We start from the raw sequence: 20,384 nt of genomic DNA, 5'->3' as shown, positions 1-20,384 counted from the left end.
AAATTTATGACAACCTTCTACACCGTGGTGAGTTGGCTGGTCATTCTGGGTTACTGGGTACTCATTGCTGGCGTAACGTTACGCATTCTGATGAAGCGACGCGCAGTGCCCTCCGCAATGGCCTGGCTGTTGATCATCTACATTCTGCCATTGGTAGGAATTATTGCTTATCTGTCCTTTGGTGAACTTCACCTGGGTAAGCGACGTGCCGAACGCGCCCGGGCGATGTGGCCTTCAACCGCCAAATGGCTGAACGACCTCAAGGCCTGCAAGCATATTTTTGCCCAGGAAAACAGCAGCGTCGCCTCTTCGTTATTTAAACTGTGCGAGCGTCGTCAGGGTATAGCTGGCGTAAAGGGAAACCAGCTGCAGTTGCTCACCAGTTCAGATGACGTGATGCAGGCGCTGATCCGTGATATTCAGTTGGCGCGCCACAACATCGAAATGGTGTTCTACATATGGCAGCCAGGCGGTATGGCCGATCAGGTAGCCGAGTCGTTAATGGCTGCCGCGAGGCGTGGCATTCACTGTCGCCTGATGTTGGACTCCGCCGGCAGCGTGGCGTTTTTCCGCAGCCCTTGGGCGGCGATGATGCGTAACGCAGGTATCGAGGTTGTAGAAGCGCTGAAGGTGAACCTGATGCGTGTATTTTTACGCCGTATGGACCTGCGTCAGCACCGCAAAATGATCATGATCGATAACTACATTGCTTATACCGGCAGCATGAACATGGTCGACCCGCGTTTCTTCAAACAAGATGCGGGCGTCGGGCAATGGGTTGATTTAATGGCGAGAATGGAAGGTCCTGTCGCCACTGCTATGGGCATTGTCTATTCCTGCGACTGGGAAATTGAGACCGGAAAGCGCATTTTGCCTCCGCCACCGGACGTCAATATCATGCCGTTTGAGCAGGCCAGCGGCCACACCATTCACACTATCGCCTCGGGTCCTGGTTTCCCTGAAGATTTGATTCATCAGGCGCTGCTAACCGCTGCTTATTCAGCGCGTGAATATTTAATTATGACCACCCCCTACTTCGTCCCCAGCGACGATCTGTTGCACGCGATCTGCACGGCAGCGCAGCGTGGGGTTGACGTCAGTATCATTCTTCCACGTAAAAATGACTCCCTGCTGGTTGGCTGGGCAAGTCGGGCCTTTTTCACCGAGCTGCTGGCGGCTGGCGTTAAAATTTATCAGTTCGAAGGTGGCTTGCTGCACACCAAGAGCGTACTGGTCGATGGCGAGCTGAGCCTGGTCGGTACGGTTAACCTGGATATGCGCAGTCTGTGGCTCAATTTTGAAATCACGCTGGTCATTGATGATGCCGGATTCGGTGGCGATCTCGCGGCAGTACAGGATGATTATATTTCGCGTTCCCGCCTGCTTGATGCCCGTTTGTGGGTAAAACGACCACTCTGGCAGCGGATAGCAGAGCGACTGTTTTACTTCTTTAGTCCGTTGCTGTAAAACGTGCCCATCAGACAGTAAACAGGTAGTCATTATGGATATGGATTTGAACAATCGCCTGACCGAAGACGAAACGCTTGAGCAGGCTTATGACATTTTTCTCGAACTGGCTGCGGACAATCTGGATCCAGCCGACATCATTCTGTTCAATTTGCAGTTTGAAGAGCGTGGCGGTGCCGAGTTGTTCGATCCGGCAGAAGACTGGCAGGAGCATGTTGATTTTGACCTGAACCCTGACTTCTTTGCCGAGGTGGTGATTGGTCTGGCAGATACAGAAGACGGCGAGATTAACGATATTTTCGCGCGCGTTTTATTATGTCGCGAAAAAGATCATAAGCTCTGCCATATTCTCTGGCGCGAATAATCAAACAAAAAAGCTGCTCTCGCAGCTTTTTTCATTTTTAACCCGGCAGTTTACTTCCACAGCGGTTACAAAATTGCGCACTATGTTCGTGCTGCGCCTGCTGGCACTGCGGACATTTTCGTTGGTGCCCGCGCTGCTGGAACGCACTGCTCATGTGCGTGGTAATCAATCCCGTCGGTATTGCAATCACCGAGTAACCAATCAGGATAAGCACAGACGCCACCATGCGCCCCAACGGTGTGTGCGGCGTGATATCGCCATAGCCGACGGTGGTTACAGTAACAATCGCCCAATACACCGACGCATTCAGCGTAGTAAACCCATATTTTGGCCCTTCAATCAGATACATCATCGCGCCAAAAACCACCATCAGGATGGCGATAAAGGAATAGAACAGCATCAGCTGATGTCGGGCGCTTTTTAACGCATTCCAGAACACCCGTAGAGAGGGCATAAATCGCAGCAGCTTGAGAATACGCAGGACGCGCAGGACACGCATCGCTCGCCAGGCGAAAACATAGCTCAGACTGATTTCCGGCCATAGCCACATCACATACAGAGGCAGAATGGTGGCAAGGTCAATTATCCCCCAGAAGCTGAACACATATTTAGCGGGGTTAGCCCAGCAACATAAGCGCAGAAGATATTCGAGGGTGAAGACCAGAGTAATAAAGATCTCCAGCCAGACAAAAACGCGCCATTCCTCAAAGGTTAAATGGTATTGCGTCCCTACTCCGGACTCAATGAAGATAACGATAACGCTGAGCAAGGCAAATAGCGCACACATGCCTTCAAAGCGACGCCCTGAACGGGTGTTTAAATCAAATAATTTGCGATAGAGCGCACGGCGGACAGAAGAGACTAAACCTGGCACAGATACCTCACCAAAAAAAGGGCTGACCTTTGTCAGCCCTCAGGATTATAGCGGGTCTACTTTCAGGCAGGAAACTGCATGTCGGAAACTTCCTTCCAGAACCGGGCGCGTTTTTGCGCATTCCGGTCCAGCAATCGGACAGCGCGTACGGAACACGCAACCGGAAGGAGGATTAATCGGGGACGGTAACTCGCCTTCCAGCAACTGGATAACCTTGTTCCTTTCCTGATCCGGATCGGGGATCGGCACCGCAGACATCAGCGCTTTGGTATAAGGATGCAGCGGGTTATGGTACACCTCGTCATAAGTCCCTAATTCCACCGCATGTCCGAGATACATAACCAGCACACGGTCGGAGATGTGTTTAACCACCGCGAGGTCGTGAGCAATGAAGATTAACGATAATCCCATTTCGCGCTGAAGCTGTTGCAGCAGATTAACCACCTGGGCCTGGATTGATACATCCAGCGCCGAAACCGGTTCATCGCAGATAATCAACTTTGGTTCAAGGATCAGCGCGCGGGCAATACCGATACGCTGACACTGGCCACCGGAAAACTCATGTGGGTAGCGGTTAATCAGGTTCGGCAGTAATCCAACCTTCATCATCATCGCCTTCACACGGTCGCGGACTTCCTGACCAGGAAGATTCGGATGATAAGTTCGCAGCGGTTCGGCAATGATTTCACCAATGGTCATGCGCGGGTTTAACGATGCCAGAGGATCCTGGAAAATCATCTGGATATCGCTGCGCACTTCCCGCCACTCATCGGGTTTCATGCCCAGTAAATCTTTACCCAGCCAGGCAACCTTTCCATCGGTGGCCTTCACCAGGCCGATAATCGCACGGGCAAAGGTCGATTTCCCGCAGCCTGATTCACCGACCACGCCCAGGGTTTCGCCCTCATACAGTCGCAGGGTAACGCCATCAACCGCCTTCAGGGTTTTAGACGGTTGCCAGAACCACTGTTTGCCATCTTTAATATCGAAATGGACTTTAAGGTCGGCAATCTCAAGGAGCACTTTACGTTGTTCGGTCACCGTATTCATACCAGTTCCTCCACCGGCTTAAAGCAGGCACGTAGACGGCCTGGGCTAAATTCCTCCAGTGGCGGAGCACTGCTACAGATTTCCATCGCATGCGGGCAACGCGGCTGGAATGGACAACCTTTTGGTAGACGCAGTAAGTTCGGTGGGTTGCCAGGGATAGTGAGCATCTCTTCCCCTTCGGCATCCAGACGAGGTACGGCATTTAGCAAACCAATCGAATACGGATGAACGGGTTTATAAAAAACATCCCGCGCACTGCCGTATTCCATAGTACGTCCGGCATACATCACCAGGACTTTATCGCAAATACCGGCAACAACCCCCAGATCGTGGGTGATCATGATAATCGCGGTGTTGAATTCACTTTTCAGTTCATTCAGCAGCGTCATAATTTGCGCCTGTACCGTCACATCGAGCGCAGTGGTTGGTTCATCGGCAATCAGTAATTTGGGCCTGCACAGCAGCGCCATGGCGATCATTACGCGCTGACGCATACCACCGGAGAATTCATGAGGATACATTTTCATACGCTTACGCGCTTCCGGCATCTTCACCGCATCCAGCATTCTGACCGACTCTTCAAAAGCTTCCGCTTTGCTCATGCCTTTATGCAGCATCAGAACTTCCATCAACTGCTCCCCGACCCGCATGTACGGGTTGAGAGACGTCATCGGGTCCTGGAAAATCATCGAGATTTGCTCGGCGCGCAGTTTGTTCAGCTCACGTTCCGGTAAATTCAGAATTTCACGCCCGTTGAACGTTGCGGAGCCCCCGATACGACCATTCGCCGCCAGCAGCCCCATCAGGGCAAAGGCCGTCTGCGATTTACCCGAACCGGATTCACCGACAATACCCAACGTTTCTCCGGCTCGCAGAGAAAAGTTTAAATCGTTGACCGCAGTTACATCGCCGTCGGGGGTAGCAAACGTCACGCGCAAATCTTTTACGTTCAGCAGTGCGTTAGCCTGTTGTTGCGCGAGCGGCGCGGTTGAGGTTTCAATTACGCTCATGGCTGCACTCCTTAACGGTCTTTCGGGTCGAGGGCATCACGCAGGCCATCGCCAATAAAGTTAAAACAGAACAAAGTGACCACCAGGAAACCAGCCGGGAACAGCAGCAGCCATGGTGAGACTTCCATAGAGTTGGCACCATCACTGAGCAGCGCGCCCCAGCTACTTAACGGTTCCTGCGTACCTAGTCCCAAAAAGCTCAGGAAGGATTCAAACAGGATCATGCTAGGCACCAGCAATGAAGCGTAAACCACCACCACACCCAACACGTTCGGCACAATATGGCGGATAACGATACGCACGGTAGACACCCCGCCGACTTGCGCCGCTTCAATAAACTCTTTGCGCTTCAGGCTCAGCGTTTGTCCACGCACGATACGCGCCATATCCAGCCAGGAGACCATTCCGATAGCGACAAAAATCAGCAGGATATTTTGTCCAAAGAAGGTCACTAGCAGAATCACGAAGAACATGAACGGGAAGGAGTTGAGGATTTCCAGCAGACGCATCATCACCGAGTCGATTTTACCGCCGAGATAGCCCGACAGAGAGCCGTACAGCGTACCGACGACTACCGCGACCAGCGCCGCGGCAATGCCGACCATCAGCGAGATACGCCCGCCAATCGCCACGCGCACCAACAAGTCGCGTCCCGACGAGTCAGTACCGAAATAGTGGCCTGATTCTGTATCCGGCGCGCTAGACATCATGCCCCAGTCGGTATCGAAGTAGGTATACTGCGACAGCATCGGTGCCAGCGTCACGAACAGCGCAATAATTACCAGCACCACCAGGCTTGCTACCGCCGCGCGGTTATGCATAAAGCGTCGACGCGCGTCCTGCCACAGGCTGCGGCCTTCGACCTCCAGCTTTTCACTGAAATTCTCCAGCGCCTCGCTGTTTTTCTTACTTAACATCATAGCGAGCTCCAGTATCAGTAACGAATTTTCGGGTCGATAACGGCATACAGCACATCGACAATCGCGTTAAACACGATGGTCAGCGTACCCACCAGTATGGTCAGGCTAAGAACCAGCGAATAGTCGCGGTTTAACGCCCCATTGACGAACAACTGGCCAATACCCGGCAAGCCATAAATAGTTTCAATAACCATCGAACCGGTGATAATGCCGACAAATGCCGGTCCCATATAGGACAACACTGGCAACAGCGCAGGTTTCAACGCATGGCGGAAAATAATCCGCCGCATCGGCAGCCCTTTAGCGCGTGCGGTACGAATAAAGTTAGAGTGCAGTACTTCAATCATCGAACCGCGAGTAATACGGGCGATACTGGCGATGTAGGCCAGTGACAAGGCCACCATCGGCAGGATCATAAATTTCAGCGCCCCGCCGTTCCAGCCCCCGCCGGGTAGCCATTTCAAGGTTATGGCAAATATCATGACCAATAAGGGAGCGACCACGAAACTGGGGATAACCACCCCGGTCATTGCCACCCCCATCACCGTATAGTCCCAACGTGTATTTTGCTTCAGCGCGGCTATCACTCCGGCGCTAACACCGACGAGTACCGCCAGAATAAAGGCTGCCGCACCCAGCTTCGCAGAAACCGGAAAGCTCGAGGCAACGAGGTCGTTAACCGTGTAGTCTTTATATTTAAAGGATGGTCCAAAATCGCCGTGCGCCAGCTGTTTCAGATAGCTGAAGTACTGCGTCGAGATGGGATCGTTAAGATGATATTTCGCTTCAATATTCGCCAGCACCTCTGGCGGTAACGCGCGTTCCCCAGTGAATGGGCTTCCGGGCGCAAGGCGCATCATAAAGAATGAAATCGTAATAAGAATAAACAGCGTCGGAATCGCTTCCAGACAGCGACGTAATATAAATTTTAACATTGCCCGTACCTTCTGGCGTGTGCCTTTATACCCGTCATACTTCAAGCTGCAAGTGCGTTAGCTTTACTCGCTCACGCCAGTCACTTACTTAAGTAAGCTCCTGGTGATTCGCTGCGTTGCCGCCTTCCTGCAACGTGAATTATTTAGGGTATACCTCTCTTTGTCTAAAGAGGTATTTATAGTTCGAAGAAAAAGACACTGTGGGGCAACATGATTGCCCCACGTCTTGCCATTAATGCTTGATAATATACAAGTCTTTAACGTGGATATTATCCATCGGGTCTTTACCTGAGTATCCGCCAACCCATGGTTTCACCAGGCGGGCGTTAACATAGTAATAAACCGGTACAATCGCAGAATCTTTATCCAGCTGCTGTTCCGCTTTCGAATACAGTTCGCTGCGCTGCGCTTCATCCGTCACTTTCAGCGTATCCGCAATCAGCTTATCAAATGCCGGGCTCTTATAGTGGACGGTATTATTGGAGCTGTCGGACAGCACCATATTCAGGAATGACGTCGGTTCGTTATAGTCCGCACACCAGCCCGCACGTGAAACATCATAGTTGCCCTGATGGCGCGTATCGAGGAACGTTTTCCATTCCTGGTTTTCCAGCTTCACATTAGCACCCAGATTTTTCTTCCAGATAGATGCCGCGGCAATAGCCAGCTTCTTATGCAGGTCTGAGGTGTTATACAGCAGATCAAAGGTCAGCGGTTTCTCAGCGGTATATCCGGCCTCAGCCAGCAGTTTCTTCGCTTCTTCATTACGTTTTTCCTGAGACCACTTGAACCACTCTGGCTCAACCAGTTTCGCACCATCGGTGTATGGAGGAGTAAAGCTATATGCTGGCAGGTCACCCTGGTTTTTCACTTTATTGACGATTATGTCACGATCCAACGCCAGCTTCAGGGCGGTACGAACACGAACATCGTTGAACGGTGCTTTCTGGTTGTTGATTTCGTAATAATAGGTGCACAGATACGGGTCAACGTGGACTTCGTTCGGGATCTCTTTTTTCAGTTTCTGGAATAACTCAATCGGCATGTTGTTATAGGTCATGTCGATTTCACCGCTGCGATAGCGGTTAACGTCAGTCACTTCAGAAGAAATAGGCAGGTAGGTTACCTGGTTAATAACCGTTTTGGCGTTGTCCCAATAGTTGGTATTACGCTCAAGCACAATGCGCTCGTTTACAACCCAGTCTTTCAGTTTATACGCACCGTTAGTAACGATATTAGCGGGCTGGGTCCACTTCTCGCCGAATTTTTCAACAGCCGCTCTGGGAACCGGTGAAACGGAAGAGTGCACTAGCAGTTTGTAGAAATAAGGAACTGGTTCGCTGAGGGTAACTTCAAAAGTATGATCGTCGAGAGCTTTTACGCCCAGATCGGTGACCGGCTTTTTACCGGCGATAATATCATCAATGTTGACAATATGACCGTACTGCAAATAACTGGCATACGGTGATGCAGTATTTGGATTAGCCAAACGTTGCCAGCTATACACGAAATCTTGCGCGGTAACAGGCGTGCCGTCAGACCACTTAGCATCTTTACGCAGATGGAATGTCCAGACTTTAAAATCTTTATTTTCCCATTTTTCAGCCACGCCAGGCGATGGTTTGCCATCGACATCACTGATTAATAAACCTTCAAACAGGTCACGGTTAATGTTGGATTCAGGTACACCTTCGATTTTGTGGGGATCGAGTGATTGCACTTCCGAACCGTTATTACGCACCAGAGTCTGCTTTTCAGCAAGCTGCACACCCGCTGGCACTACTGCCGCCGTGGCAACATTTCCAGCGACTAGCGCAGTTAAGATCCCCGCAGCTACTAAACTTTTTTTAGTGATGTTAGTCATTGTGTTGTACTCCCTCATTATTATGGCTGGTTTTTTAACCAGACTGTTAATCCTGTCAGGATCCCTGTACGGCACCGGAGATTTTCTGCCGTCAGGTGGTTTATTGTTTTACTGCTTGCTATCACCGACTTTATTTATTCTGGCGATTCGTATGACCGCCTTGCGTCGATTCTCTACGTGCCTCCCCTGCCGGAAACACGCTATTACCCTGTTGAGAGAAACTAACTGCAAATGATTCTCATCAACGTGAATTCTTCTGCATAATACTTGGCCGGAAAGTATCAAATGCGTTTCTTAACCGCCAATACATTTTACAAATTTGTTAACCAATTCTCTTTTATTGGAAATAAATCTCACTTAAAAAGTCTTACGAATGAAGATTTATTATGGGAAGTTCACAAAAATCAATGCATTATGTCGACCATGGTGTTAACCATCCTGTCCTAAGTCAACGCCATGTCAAAATGCACATAAATTTAACAATTGGTTATTAATTAGCACATTCATCTGAAATAAAGGCTGAAATAACTAATAACATTTCGATAATCCTTCAGCAAGCCCCAGAGTATGATGTTAATAAAATAACAGCAGCATCGGTCTTCGCCGGGCGTACTGGGACGTGTTATATCTTTAGAATCAATGGCTAACAGGAGAGTTAATCATCAGCATTTTTTATTATTGCTCTGCTGATTTTCAAATTTAGTGAGAAGTTTTACTGATAATGAAATGAAACGGAGCCGGACACGACTCCGTTTGCACAGAAGAGAGGTTTCAGGCCAGCAAACCAGGGAAAATGGATTTGATGCCTGTAACGATAAATTCGATACCCAAAGCCATTAACAGCAGCCCCATAATACGCGTAATGACGTTGATACCGGTTTGGCCCAACAGGCGCACTAACCATGGTGCCATGCGGAACAGCCCCCAGCAGCACAGGGCAAACAACGCAATCGCTACAAAAAAGCCAAACAGGTTAATCGCACTATGATATCGCGTACCCCAGACAATAGTTGAGCTTATCGCACCCGGTCCCGCCATCAACGGCAATGCCAACGGTACAACGCCGATACTTTCACGGATTGCGGTTTCTGATTTTTCCTGTTTGTTTTGTTTATCTTCCCCTAGTTTTCCGCTAATCATTGACATCGCGATAGTCACAACCAGAATACCGCCAGCGATCCTGAACGAGTCAATTGAGATGCCGAATAGTTGCAGAATACCATCACCAAGAAACAGCGAAGTCCACAGGATGATTGCGACCGAAAGGTTTGCCGTGAGGTTGGTTTTGTTTCGTGCTGCGGCAGTTTGATAGCTGGTCATACTGATAAAGACGGGGATGATCCCTACCGGGTTGACCAACGCAAATAACCCAATGAAAAATTTAAAATAGACAGGAAAATCAAATAGCGTTTGGATCACGGTTAGCTCCGAAGCGTTAGCCGGATAAAATGAGTCATAAAATTGATAAAATCCGCGCTGAAGATACGCCTTTTGTCAGCATACTTCACCTTCTATCTTCGTATATCAATGTAAATACGCTATCAATACTCAGTGTTATTAATATGTATTAAATATGCTAATGTTATTAGCATTCATTACGTCAATTTATTAACACTTAACGAGAAACGCTAAAAGGGCCTGCTGAAAGGTGTCAGCTTTGCGAATTTTTGATCCAGATCACGCAATTACTACTCAGAAGTGAGTAATCTTGCTTACGCCACCTGGAGGTAACGCGTTAGAGTTAACAGGCGCTAGCGTATAAGCTCTTTTAGTAAATCAAAGTAAAGTGGACGTTAATTAACCGTTTGATTTTCAAACCATTACACAAATTTTCGTCGGTCTGTCTATACTCTCGTATCGAGCAGATGATTTACTAAAAAAGTTTAACATTATCAGGAGAGCATCATGGCTGTTACTAATGTCGCTGAACTTAACGCACTTGTAGAGCGCGTAAAAAAAGCCCAGCGTGAATATGCCAGTTTCACTCAAGAACAGGTTGACAAAATCTTCCGTGCCGCCGCTCTGGCTGCCGCAGACGCTCGAATTCCTCTCGCGAAAATGGCCGTTGCCGAATCCGGCATGGGTATTGTCGAAGATAAAGTGATTAAAAACCACTTCGCTTCTGAATACATTTACAACGCTTACAAAGATGAAAAAACCTGTGGTGTGCTGTCTGAAGACGACACTTTTGGTACCATTACCATTGCTGAACCGATTGGTATCATCTGCGGTATCGTTCCAACCACTAACCCTACCTCTACTGCGATCTTCAAATCACTGATCAGCCTGAAGACCCGTAACGCCATCATCTTCTCTCCGCATCCGCGCGCAAAAGATGCAACAAACAAAGCAGCTGACATCGTTCTGCAAGCAGCAATCGCTGCTGGCGCACCGAAAGATCTGATCGGCTGGATCGATCAACCTTCCGTTGAACTGTCTAACGCGCTGATGCACCACCCGGACATCAACCTGATCCTTGCGACCGGTGGTCCAGGCATGGTTAAAGCGGCATACAGCTCCGGTAAACCGGCTATCGGCGTAGGCGCAGGTAACACCCCTGTTGTTATCGACGAAACCGCTGATATCAAACGTGCTGTTGCATCTGTTCTGATGTCAAAAACCTTCGATAACGGCGTAATCTGTGCTTCTGAGCAGTCTGTCGTCGTGGTTGACTCTGTATATGATGCTGTACGTGAGCGTTTTGCAACTCACGGCGGTTACATGCTGCAGGGTAAAGAGTTGAAAGCTGTTCAGGACGTTATCCTGAAAAATGGCGCGCTGAACGCAGCTATCGTTGGTCAGCCGGCATACAAGATTGCTGAACTGGCAGGCTTCTCCGTACCAGAAACCACTAAGATTCTGATCGGTGAAGTGAAGGTTGTCGACGAAAGCGAACCGTTTGCTCACGAAAAACTGTCTCCGACGCTGGCAATGTACCGTGCGAAGGACTTCGAAGACGCAGTCATTAAAGCTGAAAAACTGGTTGCGATGGGCGGTATCGGTCATACTTCTTGCCTGTACACTGACCAGGACAACCAGCCAGAGCGTGTTGCTTACTTCGGCCAGATGATGAAAACCGCACGTATCCTGATCAACACCCCGGCTTCTCAGGGTGGTATCGGTGACCTGTACAACTTCAAACTCGCACCTTCCCTGACACTGGGTTGTGGTTCCTGGGGTGGTAACTCCATCTCTGAAAACGTTGGTCCTAAGCACCTGATCAACAAGAAAACCGTTGCTAAGCGAGCTGAAAACATGTTGTGGCACAAACTTCCGAAATCTATCTACTTCCGTCGTGGCTCTCTGCCAATCGCACTGGATGAAGTGATTACCGATGGTCACAAACGTGCGCTGATCGTGACCGACCGCTTCCTGTTCAACAACGGTTATGCAGACCAGATCACCTCCGTTCTGAAAGCTGCTGGCGTTGAAACCGAAGTGTTCTTTGAAGTTGAAGCTGACCCGACTCTGACCGTTGTTCGCAAAGGTGCAGAGCTGGCTAACTCCTTCAAACCAGACGTAATCATCGCACTGGGTGGTGGTTCCCCGATGGACGCCGCGAAAATCATGTGGGTTATGTACGAGCACCCGGAAACTCACTTCGAAGAACTGGCACTGCGCTTTATGGACATCCGTAAACGTATCTACAAGTTCCCGAAAATGGGCGTAAAAGCGAAGATGGTTGCAGTTACCACCACTTCCGGTACCGGTTCTGAAGTGACTCCGTTTGCGGTCGTTACCGACGATGCAACTGGGCAGAAATACCCGCTGGCAGACTACGCGCTGACTCCGGATATGGCGATTGTTGACGCCAACCTGGTTATGGATATGCCGAAGTCACTGTGTGCGTTCGGTGGTCTGGATGCCGTCACTCACGCTCTGGAAGCTTACGTTTCAGTACTGGCTTCTGAGTTCTCTGACGGTCAGGCTCTGCAAGCGCTGAAATTGCTGAAAGAAAACCTGCCAGCGTCTTACCATGAAGGTTCTAAGAACCCGGTAGCGCGTGAGCGTGTACACAGTGCAGCAACTATCGCCGGTATCGCGTTTGCTAACGCCTTCCTGGGTGTATGTCACTCAATGGCGCACAAACTGGGTTCTCAGTTCCACATTCCTCACGGTCTGGCGAACGCCCTGCTGATCAGCAACGTTATTCGTTACAACGCGAACGACAACCCGACTAAACAGACTGCATTCAGCCAGTACGACCGTCCGCAGGCACGCCGTCGCTACGCTGAAATCGCAGACCACCTGGGTCTGAGCGCACCGGGTGACCGTACTGCCGCGAAAATCCAGAAACTGCTGGGCTGGTTGGAAGAAATCAAAGCTGAACTGGGTATTCCTAAGTCTATCCGTGAAGCTGGCGTTCAGGAAGCTGACTTCCTGGCACACGTGGACAAACTGTCTGAAGATGCGTTTGACGACCAGTGTACTGGTGCTAACCCACGTTACCCGCTGATTTCTGAACTGAAACAGATCCTGCTGGATACCTACTACGGTCGTGAGTATAGCGAAGGTCAGACCGCCGCTAAGACTGAAGCAGTAGCTGCACCGAAAGCAGAAAAGAAAGCGAAGAAATCCGCTTAATTTGCTCAGATAAGTTTTAGCTTCATCATAAACGGTCCCAATTGGGGCCGTTTTTTTCGTCTTGTGTTATGAACATCGGGGAATACACAATTTAACCATGTGAATAGAATGGCAGTGTAAGAGATGTATTCAGGAAGATGTGAGACCAGCCGTCAGAAAAGAGTCTGACAGGGTAGAGAACATTGACGAAGGTTCCGGCCTACCCTGTGTTTATAAGCGCTCAGAAGAGTACAGGGTTAATCGTGGCTGTGTCGTTCTTGTATCGCCGTCAGAGAGCCCTCAGACTGCGCTTGTTTGTAGTGTTTACGACATACCGACACATAGCGTTCATTCCCGCCGATAACCACCTGCTCGCCCTCGTTATAAGGTCTTCCAGCCTGATCAAGGCGTAATACCATGCTGGCCTTACGGCCACAGAAACAAATGGTCTTTAATTCAACCAGTTTATCTGACCACGCAAGCAGGTATTCGCTGCCACCAAATAACTCACCACGAAAATCAGTGCGTAAGCCGTAACACAAAACAGGAATATCCAGTTGATCGACAACTTCAGATAATTCATAAACCTGTTGTCGGGTCAGAAACTGAGACTCATCGACCAGTACACAGTGAATTCTTTGCTGCGCATTCTCAGCGCGAATCTCTTCGAACAATGATGAATTTTGGTTAAACAATTTTGCAGGTGACGACAGACCTATACGTGAACTTACTTTTCCAGCACCAAAACGGTCATCAATTTCCGCTGTATATACAACGGCACGCATCCCACGTTCCTGATAATTGTACGAAGATTGCAACAAGGCAGTCGACTTACCTGCGTTCATTGCAGAATAGTAAAAATATAGTTGTGCCATTGACCGAAGGCCCTCACGAGGGGAAATAAATATGGGCTGGATTGTATCATATTTCACGAACATGTCGGTGTAGCGTTGGCCACAAAGGCGTATAAATGAGCGGGCAAGCTCGCACAGTGCCGCCTGAATTTAAGTAACGGATAGTGAGAGAGCATACAACCATCGACCAAACAGCCTGAACTCGGACGCGTATATACACACTCTTTCACAAATAGTGCTCATGAAATTTATCAATGTCACTTATCATCATACGGCAATAAAGAAACCCTTCCCATATTGTTATTGAATCTACCCACTGTCGCCGTGTATTAGCGAATTCACGTAAGCAAAACTAATACAAAAGGTTGAAATCACTGCAAAGAGATACTATTTGTACACCATAAAATGTGACCTGAATCTTGAATTTTTACTCTCAGCCGCTGAGAAGCCCCCTCGTCAATAAGCCTTTTTTATGCCCAACATCATGGGGAATTTAAGACAGGAGAATTAATTCTGATACTAAATAAAGCGCAATTTTGAATTCCTTACATTCCTGGCTATTGCACAACTGAATTTATCGCTCTATTATTAGCTCAACAAACCACCCCAATATAAGTTTGAGATTACTACAATGAGCGAAGCACTTAAAATTCTGAACAACATCCGTACTCTTCGTGCGCAGGCAAGAGAATGCACTCTGGAAACGCTTGAAGAAATGCTGGAAAAATTAGAAGTTGTAGTTAGCGAGCGTCGCGAAGAAGAAAGCGCTGCTGCTGCTGAAGTTGAAGAACGTACTCGTAAACTGCAACAATATCGTGAAATGCTGATCGCTGACGGCATTGATCCGAACGAATTGCTGAATAGCATGGCTGCTGTTAAATCTGGCACCAAAGCTAAACGCGCTGCACGTCCGGCTAAATATAGCTATGTTGACGAAAACGGTGAAACTAAAACCTGGACTGGCCAGGGCCGTACACCGGCAGTGATCAAAAAAGCGATGGAAGAACAAGGTAAACAACTGGACGATTTCCTGATCAAGGAATAATTCAGAAATAGTTTGCTTAAAATCCCGCCACTGGCGGGATTTTTTTTACCGGTACTTCGCTCAACCCTACCCGGATTAGGTATAAAAAAACGGCGCTGTTAATACAGCGCCGTTCTGACCAGATAATACCAGAAGGTTACTTCTTAATACCCATCTCGTCTTCCAGCCAGGCTTTAAATTCGGCGCCGAGAGTATTATGGCGAATACCATATTCAACGAACGCCTGCATATAGCCCAGTTTATTACCACAGTCATGGCTTTTGCCCTTCATGTGATAAGCTTCAACCGTTTCTTTTTCAATCAGCATATCGATAGCATCTGTCAGCTGAATTTCATCACCCGCTCCTGGAGGGGTTTTAGCCAGCAGAGGCCAGATATCGGCACTAAGAACGTAACGACCCACAACGGCCAGATTAGAAGGCGCAACATCAGCTTTTGGTTTTTCAACCACGCCAACCATCGGGACGCTTTCGCCCGGGGATAATTCAACGCCTTTACAATCAACAACGCCATAAGCCGTAACATCTTCTACCGGTTCAACCATAATCTGGCTGCTACCTGTTTCATCAAAACGATGAATCATTTCGGCAAGGTTGTCGCGGGATAAATCAGATTCGTATTCGTCAAGAATTACGTCCGGCAGGATTACAGCTACCGGTTCATCGCCAACCACAGGGTGCGCGCACAATACCGCGTGGCCCAGACCTTTAGCTAGCCCCTGACGCACCTGCATAATAGTCACATGTGGCGGGCAAATAGATTGCACTTCTTCCAGAAGCTGGCGTTTTACACGTTTTTCCAGCATCGCTTCAAGTTCAAAGCTGGTATCAAAGTGGTTTTCAATGGAATTTTTAGACGAGTGAGTTACAAGTACAATTTCAGTGATGCCCGCAGCAATACATTCGTTTACGACGTACTGAATTAATGGCTTATCAACCAACGGTAGCATCTCTTTCGGGATTGCTTTCGTAGCCGGTAACATCCTGGTTCCTAATCCCGCAACCGGGATAACGGCTTTTTTGACTTTTGAATTAAGGGCAGCCATTTAAAACTCTCCTGGACTGTTCATGTATTGAACGTGTTCATCATTCTGTATCGCATCCGAGTATATCAGTACAGCGACAAGCTTCTGGTCTGAAAAGGACGCGCGTCGGTATAATTAAGATAAATACGAATAAATCTGGCGTTGATAGTAGCACTCGCAACATGGGGAGGGTGAACCAATTTCATTTGCACGCCTCTCAATTGTTCATTCCGCAGACAACATCAAGCGCAGGCGACCTCCCGCCCCCCAAATTTGGCATTGCCATGACTCACAATGTTGGCTCAGCTGATTAAGATACGTATTACCTAAGGTACCCAGCGGAACGCCATTGCTGATTTGCACTTGGTGGGAACCTGTATTTAATGTCGCATTCAGCCCTGCCGATACCAGAATCAGATTTTTTAATCCGCTGTGGTAATACCCCACCAGCAAGGGAAACTGCCCTGGTAAATTGGCTTGCCGCAACAAATGATTTACCTGTTTCAATAACGTACCCAACTCCGGCAACCGTTGATTTTGTTGTGTCAGTTGCTCCTGCAGTAAACCATTAAATAGCGCCCGCAGTAATAATGCAGCCAGCACGCCATTATCCCCTGCACGCGTCACATCAAGGCAATAGAATGCAAGGTCATGATCCGACAGCGGCGCAATATCCAGCACCAGCCCCGGTTGGTCGGCTGCCACCAATTGTCGATAGTTAATGCGACAGTGCGAAATCACTTGCGACACTGGAGGCTGTAATTCTTTTAGCAGCTTCGCGGCGGCGGCAGGATCGTCCACCATCGCATCCCAGTCGCGAAATAGCCGCTCTTCTTCTTCCACGCGTGAATTAAACATGTTGGGATAAAGACATGCAAAGACGGTTTCTCGCAAGCGATTAAGGTCTTTCACCGGCTTCAACAGGACGTCATCCACACCGAGTCGTAACGCTTTGGCTATGTCGGACATGTTTTCCGTCGCAGAAATCACCAGTATCGGGGTCTGATCGCCACGATTGCGTAAATACTCAACCAGTTTGAGACCGTTCATTCTTGGCATAGCCAGGTCGCAGATCATCAGGTCGGGTTTAAAATGCCCAAGCAAGTCCAGTGCTTCAAGTCCGTCACCAGCTACCGCCGTTGTCGCTCCCAAAGAGGAAAACCATGAGTCCATGAGTGAGCGAAATACCGGCTCATCCTCAACGATAAGAATCTGTTTTCCGACCAATGGCTGCGTCATATTCTCCCCCCTGACTGGCTTTAATAAATAGTGGCATGCTATTGCCACTCACGCCTGTCAGAATTAGCTTAAGTGTTGATAAAAAATGCGTTAGACGTTGGTTTTCACCAGGGGTAGAAGCTCATCCATTTTCTTCTCGACCGCTAACTGCCCGGCAGCAATTGCCGCACTGGCGCGGTGAAAATCCAGCGTGGATATTTGTGGACAAAACGGCTGAATCAGAATGTCTGGAGGGTCACCGGCCATGCGGTTACGTTTCAGTCGGTTTTCCAGAACCTGAATAGACGTCGTCATAATCTCCATCGCCGTGGGCGCAGTTACTGCACGCCTGGCAGTAATGTTGCTCAAGCGTTCTTTCAGACGGGCATGCCATGAGAGTTCGTCAGCATCATCACCCGATTCGGCATCGCTATTGACGTTGAAGGAGAGTAAATCTTGTTGCATGAGATGCGCATCGTGTTGCAGGTCGACCGCTATAACAATATCGGCCCCCAACGCGCGAGTCAGGGAGACAGGGACAGGATTCACCACCGCACCATCGACCAGCCAGTAACCATTGTGCGCCACAGGTGACATCAGGCCAGGAATACTGCAGGAGGCCCGGACAGCCAGATGTAAATCACCTTCGGTGAACCAAAGTTCCCGACCCGTACTCAGATTGGTGGCCACTGTTGCGAAACGGCGAGTACATTGCTCAATTGCTTCTACCGGCATCACATTACGGTACTGATTGAATACCCGTTCACCGCGCAGTAAACCTCCCCTGCGCCACGAGAGATCCATCAACCGTAAAACATCCCAATAGCTGAAAGAACAGACCCACTTTTCGAGAGCAGGCAGCTTATTGCAGGCGTAGGCAGCGCCAACCAACGAACCGATGGAGCACCCTGCTACGATATCAACATCAATGCCCATATGCTTAAGGGCTTTAATAACGCCAATATGCGACCAACCTCGCGCCGCGCCGGAACCTAGCGCCAGCCCAATTTTTATCTTTCTCATTATACGTACAAACTTCCCCTGGCTTGCAGACGTAGCAACATCGCTACCGCTCAGTTAACATAGTGCCACTCTGGCGTTTTTACGCCGTTTTTATATTCCAGGGAGTACTTTGTGTCTCAGCTTTGTCCCTGTGGTAGCGCTGTCGAGTATAGCCTATGTTGCTACCGTTATGTGTCCGGCGCGCAAGTAGCACCTACGCCGTCACACCTCATGCGTTCTCGTTACTGTGCTTTTGTGATGAAAGACGCAGATTACCTTATCAGGACCTGGCATCCGGATTGTCATGCGGCCGAGTTTCGCGACGACATTATCGCAGGATTTACTCATACCGAATGGCTTGGACTGACCGTTTTTGAACAAGAGACGGCAGACACAGAAAATATCGGCTATGTCAGTTTTGTCGCACGGTTTTCTGAACAAGGTAAAACAGGTGCAATTATCGAGCGCTCTCGTTTTTTAAAAGAAAACGGTCAGTGGTACTATATAGACGGTACACGCCCTCAAATTGGACGAAACGATACCTGCCCTTGTGGCTCCGGTAAAAAATTTAAAAAGTGCTGCGGCTAATCAACGCCCGACAGTATCAATTTTGCAAACATTCTCAACAGGATCACCGCTGCAAATGCATTCATTACAACGAAAAGTGCTGCGTACTATTTGCCCGGACCAAAAAGGTCTGATCGCGCGCATTACAAATATCTGTTACAAGCATGAACTGAACATCGTGCAGAACAATGAGTTTGTGGACCACCGTACCGGACGCTTTTTTATGCGCACCGAACTGGAGGGCATTTTTAACGACGTCACGCTGCTTGCCGATCTGGACAGCGCCTTACCTGAAGGCTCGATTCGTGAATTAACCCCAGCAGGCCGCCGCCGTATCGTCATTTTGGTCACCAAGGAAGCGCATTGCCTGGGCGATTTATTAATGAAGGCCAATTATGGCGGGCTGGATGTTGAAATCGCCGCGGTGATCGGCAATCACGAGACCTTGCGTCCTCTGGTTGAACGGTTTGATATTCCGTTTGAGCTGGTGAGCCATGAAGGTTTAACACGTGACGAACATGATCAGAAAATGGCTGATGCTATCGACGCCCACCAGCCGGACTATGTCGTGCTGGCTAAATACATGCGCGTTCTGACCCCGACATTTGTTTCACGCTTTCCGAATAAAATTATCAATATTCACCATTCATTCCTGCCAGCATTCATTGGTGCTCGTCCGTACCATCAAGCTTATGAACGCGGCGTGAAGATCATCGGCGCGACGGCCCACTACGTGAATGATAACCTCGATGAAGGCCCAATCATTATGCAGGACGTGATCCATGTTGATCACACCTACACCGCCGAAGATATGATGCGCGCGGGTCGCGACGTTGAAAAAAATGTATTAAGCCGTGCGCTGTATCAGGTTCTGGCTCAACGCGTCTTTGTTTACGGTAACCGAACGATTATTCTGTAATCGATTGATAAGTTAATTGGTTACCTTTACATCTTTACGTGTAAAAATCAGGCAACCAGTTCTTTTTTATCAACGGAATGCTTTACAGGGGCGCATCATTTGATATGATGCGCCCCGCTTCCAACGGAAGCAGGCCAGTAATTAGCATTACCCCGTGGTGGGGTTCCCGAGCGATCATAAGGGAGCTGACTGCAAATCTGCCGTCATCGACTTCAAGGTTCGACTCGAGCGATAGTGAGAGAACGTTGCCGCAGGCAACGGCCCGAAGGGTGAGGAGCTTTAGCTCCGAATAATCCTTCCCGCTATAGAATGCAAGCAGCATAATGAATTTACCCTGTGGTGGGGTTCCCGAGCGGCCAAAGGGAGCAGACTGTAAATCTGCCGTCATCGACTTCGAAGGTTCGAATCCTTCCCCCACCACCATTCATTCCTGTAGATTCATAAAATTAGTATACCCCTGGTGGGGTTCCCGAGCGGCCAAAGGGAGCAGACTGTAAATCTGCCGTCATCGACTTCGAAGGTTCGAATCCTTCCCCCACCACCATCACTTCATAAAGCAACACACTCAATTCCTCAGCAATGCCTTTTATTTGCCTGATGCGCTGCGCTTATCAGGCCTACGAACTCGACATGTGCCCGTAATTTGTCTGCTGCGCTGCGCTTATCAGGCCTACGAACTCGATACGTGCCCGCTATTTGTCTGATGCG

Annotated in this window: 17 protein-coding genes, 2 tRNA genes and 1 other RNA gene; 9 read left to right on the top strand and 11 right to left on the bottom strand. The window is 49.0% G+C overall.

Annotated features, from left to right (window positions below; genetic code table 11):
- Positions 1 to 6: 6 nt before the first annotated feature.
- Both cls and OGY17_RS10665 read left to right on the top strand, forming a co-directional pair.
- Positions 7 to 1,467 carry a cardiolipin synthase gene (gene cls, locus OGY17_RS10670; protein ID WP_003020687.1) on the top strand — a complete coding sequence of 487 codons (1,461 nt, stop codon included), beginning with the start codon at positions 7 to 9 and terminating at the stop codon, positions 1,465 to 1,467.
- A gap of 34 nt (positions 1,468 to 1,501) precedes the next feature.
- Positions 1,502 to 1,831 (top strand): HI1450 family dsDNA-mimic protein, encoded by a 330-nt coding sequence (locus OGY17_RS10665; protein ID WP_003020691.1) that lies wholly within the window; start codon positions 1,502 to 1,504, stop codon positions 1,829 to 1,831.
- 37 nt (positions 1,832 to 1,868) lie between these two features.
- Here OGY17_RS10665 and OGY17_RS10660 read toward each other — a convergent pair whose 3' ends face one another.
- From OGY17_RS10660 to ychE, 7 genes are all read right to left on the bottom strand, one after another.
- Positions 1,869 to 2,705 carry an ion transporter gene (locus OGY17_RS10660; protein ID WP_003833361.1) on the bottom strand — a complete coding sequence of 279 codons (837 nt, stop codon included), beginning with the start codon at positions 2,703 to 2,705 and terminating at the stop codon, positions 1,869 to 1,871.
- Positions 2,706 to 2,750: 45 nt separating this feature from the next.
- The gene (gene oppF, locus OGY17_RS10655) at positions 2,751 to 3,755 is read right to left on the bottom strand and encodes a murein tripeptide/oligopeptide ABC transporter ATP-binding protein OppF (RefSeq protein WP_008784949.1); all 1,005 of its coding nucleotides are present in this window, start codon (positions 3,753 to 3,755) and stop codon (positions 2,751 to 2,753) included.
- Positions 3,752 to 4,765, bottom strand: a complete 1,014-nt coding sequence (gene oppD, locus OGY17_RS10650; RefSeq protein WP_003833364.1) for a murein tripeptide/oligopeptide ABC transporter ATP-binding protein OppD — start codon at positions 4,763 to 4,765, stop codon at positions 3,752 to 3,754. The genes oppF and oppD overlap by 4 nt, the downstream gene beginning before the upstream one ends.
- An 11-nt stretch (positions 4,766 to 4,776) precedes the next feature.
- The gene (gene oppC, locus OGY17_RS10645) at positions 4,777 to 5,685 is read right to left on the bottom strand and encodes an oligopeptide ABC transporter permease OppC (RefSeq protein ID WP_174771498.1); all 909 of its coding nucleotides are present in this window, start codon (positions 5,683 to 5,685) and stop codon (positions 4,777 to 4,779) included.
- 14 nt (positions 5,686 to 5,699) lie between these two features.
- Positions 5,700 to 6,620 carry an oligopeptide ABC transporter permease OppB gene (oppB, locus tag OGY17_RS10640; RefSeq protein WP_003020708.1) on the bottom strand — a complete coding sequence of 307 codons (921 nt, stop codon included), beginning with the start codon at positions 6,618 to 6,620 and terminating at the stop codon, positions 5,700 to 5,702.
- Positions 6,621 to 6,852: 232 nt separating this feature from the next.
- Positions 6,853 to 8,484, bottom strand: a complete 1,632-nt coding sequence (oppA, locus tag OGY17_RS10635; protein WP_048216252.1) for an oligopeptide ABC transporter substrate-binding protein OppA — start codon at positions 8,482 to 8,484, stop codon at positions 6,853 to 6,855.
- 771 nt (positions 8,485 to 9,255) lie between these two features.
- Positions 9,256 to 9,903, bottom strand: coding sequence for an NAAT family transporter YchE (gene ychE, locus OGY17_RS10630; protein ID WP_003020714.1), 648 nt, complete (start codon positions 9,901 to 9,903; stop codon positions 9,256 to 9,258).
- Between the two features lie 486 nt (positions 9,904 to 10,389).
- On the opposite strand from ychE, the gene adhE reads away from it, so the two are divergent.
- Positions 10,390 to 13,068, top strand: coding sequence for a bifunctional acetaldehyde-CoA/alcohol dehydrogenase (gene adhE, locus OGY17_RS10625; protein WP_008784953.1), 2,679 nt, complete (start codon positions 10,390 to 10,392; stop codon positions 13,066 to 13,068).
- A 236-nt stretch (positions 13,069 to 13,304) separates the two neighbouring features.
- On the opposite strand, the gene tdk is transcribed toward adhE, so the two are convergent.
- Positions 13,305 to 13,922 (bottom strand): thymidine kinase, encoded by a 618-nt coding sequence (tdk, locus tag OGY17_RS10620; RefSeq protein WP_008784954.1) that lies wholly within the window; start codon positions 13,920 to 13,922, stop codon positions 13,305 to 13,307.
- 610 nt (positions 13,923 to 14,532) lie between these two features.
- On the opposite strand from tdk, the gene hns reads away from it, so the two are divergent.
- The gene (hns, locus tag OGY17_RS10615) at positions 14,533 to 14,946 is read left to right on the top strand and encodes a histone-like nucleoid-structuring protein H-NS (RefSeq protein WP_003020723.1); all 414 of its coding nucleotides are present in this window, start codon (positions 14,533 to 14,535) and stop codon (positions 14,944 to 14,946) included.
- A gap of 136 nt (positions 14,947 to 15,082) precedes the next feature.
- On the opposite strand, the gene galU is transcribed toward hns, so the two are convergent.
- The 3 genes from galU to rssA all read right to left on the bottom strand — a co-directional run bounded on the left by galU (position 15,083) and on the right by rssA (position 18,211).
- Positions 15,083 to 15,991 (bottom strand): UTP--glucose-1-phosphate uridylyltransferase GalU, encoded by a 909-nt coding sequence (gene galU / locus OGY17_RS10610; protein ID WP_003020727.1) that lies wholly within the window; start codon positions 15,989 to 15,991, stop codon positions 15,083 to 15,085.
- A 204-nt stretch (positions 15,992 to 16,195) separates the two neighbouring features.
- Positions 16,196 to 17,209, bottom strand: coding sequence for a two-component system response regulator RssB (gene rssB / locus OGY17_RS10605; protein WP_032943688.1), 1,014 nt, complete (start codon positions 17,207 to 17,209; stop codon positions 16,196 to 16,198).
- A 90-nt stretch (positions 17,210 to 17,299) separates the two neighbouring features.
- A complete protein-coding gene (rssA, locus tag OGY17_RS10600) occupies positions 17,300 to 18,211 on the bottom strand; it encodes a patatin-like phospholipase RssA (protein WP_008784956.1) in 912 nt (303 codons plus the stop codon).
- Positions 18,212 to 18,322: 111 nt separating this feature from the next.
- Here rssA and OGY17_RS10595 point away from each other — a divergent pair, with 111 nt between their 5' ends.
- The 5 genes from OGY17_RS10595 to OGY17_RS10575 all read left to right on the top strand — a co-directional run bounded on the left by OGY17_RS10595 (position 18,323) and on the right by OGY17_RS10575 (position 20,220).
- Positions 18,323 to 18,778, top strand: coding sequence for a YchJ family protein (locus tag OGY17_RS10595; RefSeq protein WP_008784957.1), 456 nt, complete (start codon positions 18,323 to 18,325; stop codon positions 18,776 to 18,778).
- Positions 18,779 to 18,833: 55 nt separating this feature from the next.
- On the top strand, positions 18,834 to 19,676 hold the full coding sequence (gene purU / locus OGY17_RS10590; protein ID WP_003020737.1) for a formyltetrahydrofolate deformylase: 843 nt from the start codon (positions 18,834 to 18,836) through the stop codon (positions 19,674 to 19,676).
- A 168-nt stretch (positions 19,677 to 19,844) separates the two neighbouring features.
- Positions 19,845 to 19,986, top strand: a non-coding RNA gene (locus tag OGY17_RS10585) — RtT sRNA.
- 28 nt (positions 19,987 to 20,014) lie between these two features.
- Positions 20,015 to 20,099 (top strand) — tRNA-Tyr (locus OGY17_RS10580).
- 36 nt (positions 20,100 to 20,135) lie between these two features.
- Positions 20,136 to 20,220 (top strand) — tRNA-Tyr (locus OGY17_RS10575).
- The last annotated feature ends 164 nt before the right edge of the window (positions 20,221 to 20,384 follow it).

It is taken from the genome of Citrobacter sp. Cpo126 (assembly GCF_030332445.1).
Taxonomy (GTDB): domain Bacteria; phylum Pseudomonadota; class Gammaproteobacteria; order Enterobacterales; family Enterobacteriaceae; genus Citrobacter; species Citrobacter portucalensis.
Note: the sequence above shows the minus strand (reverse complement) of the source record. Positions and strands in the feature narration are given on the sequence as shown.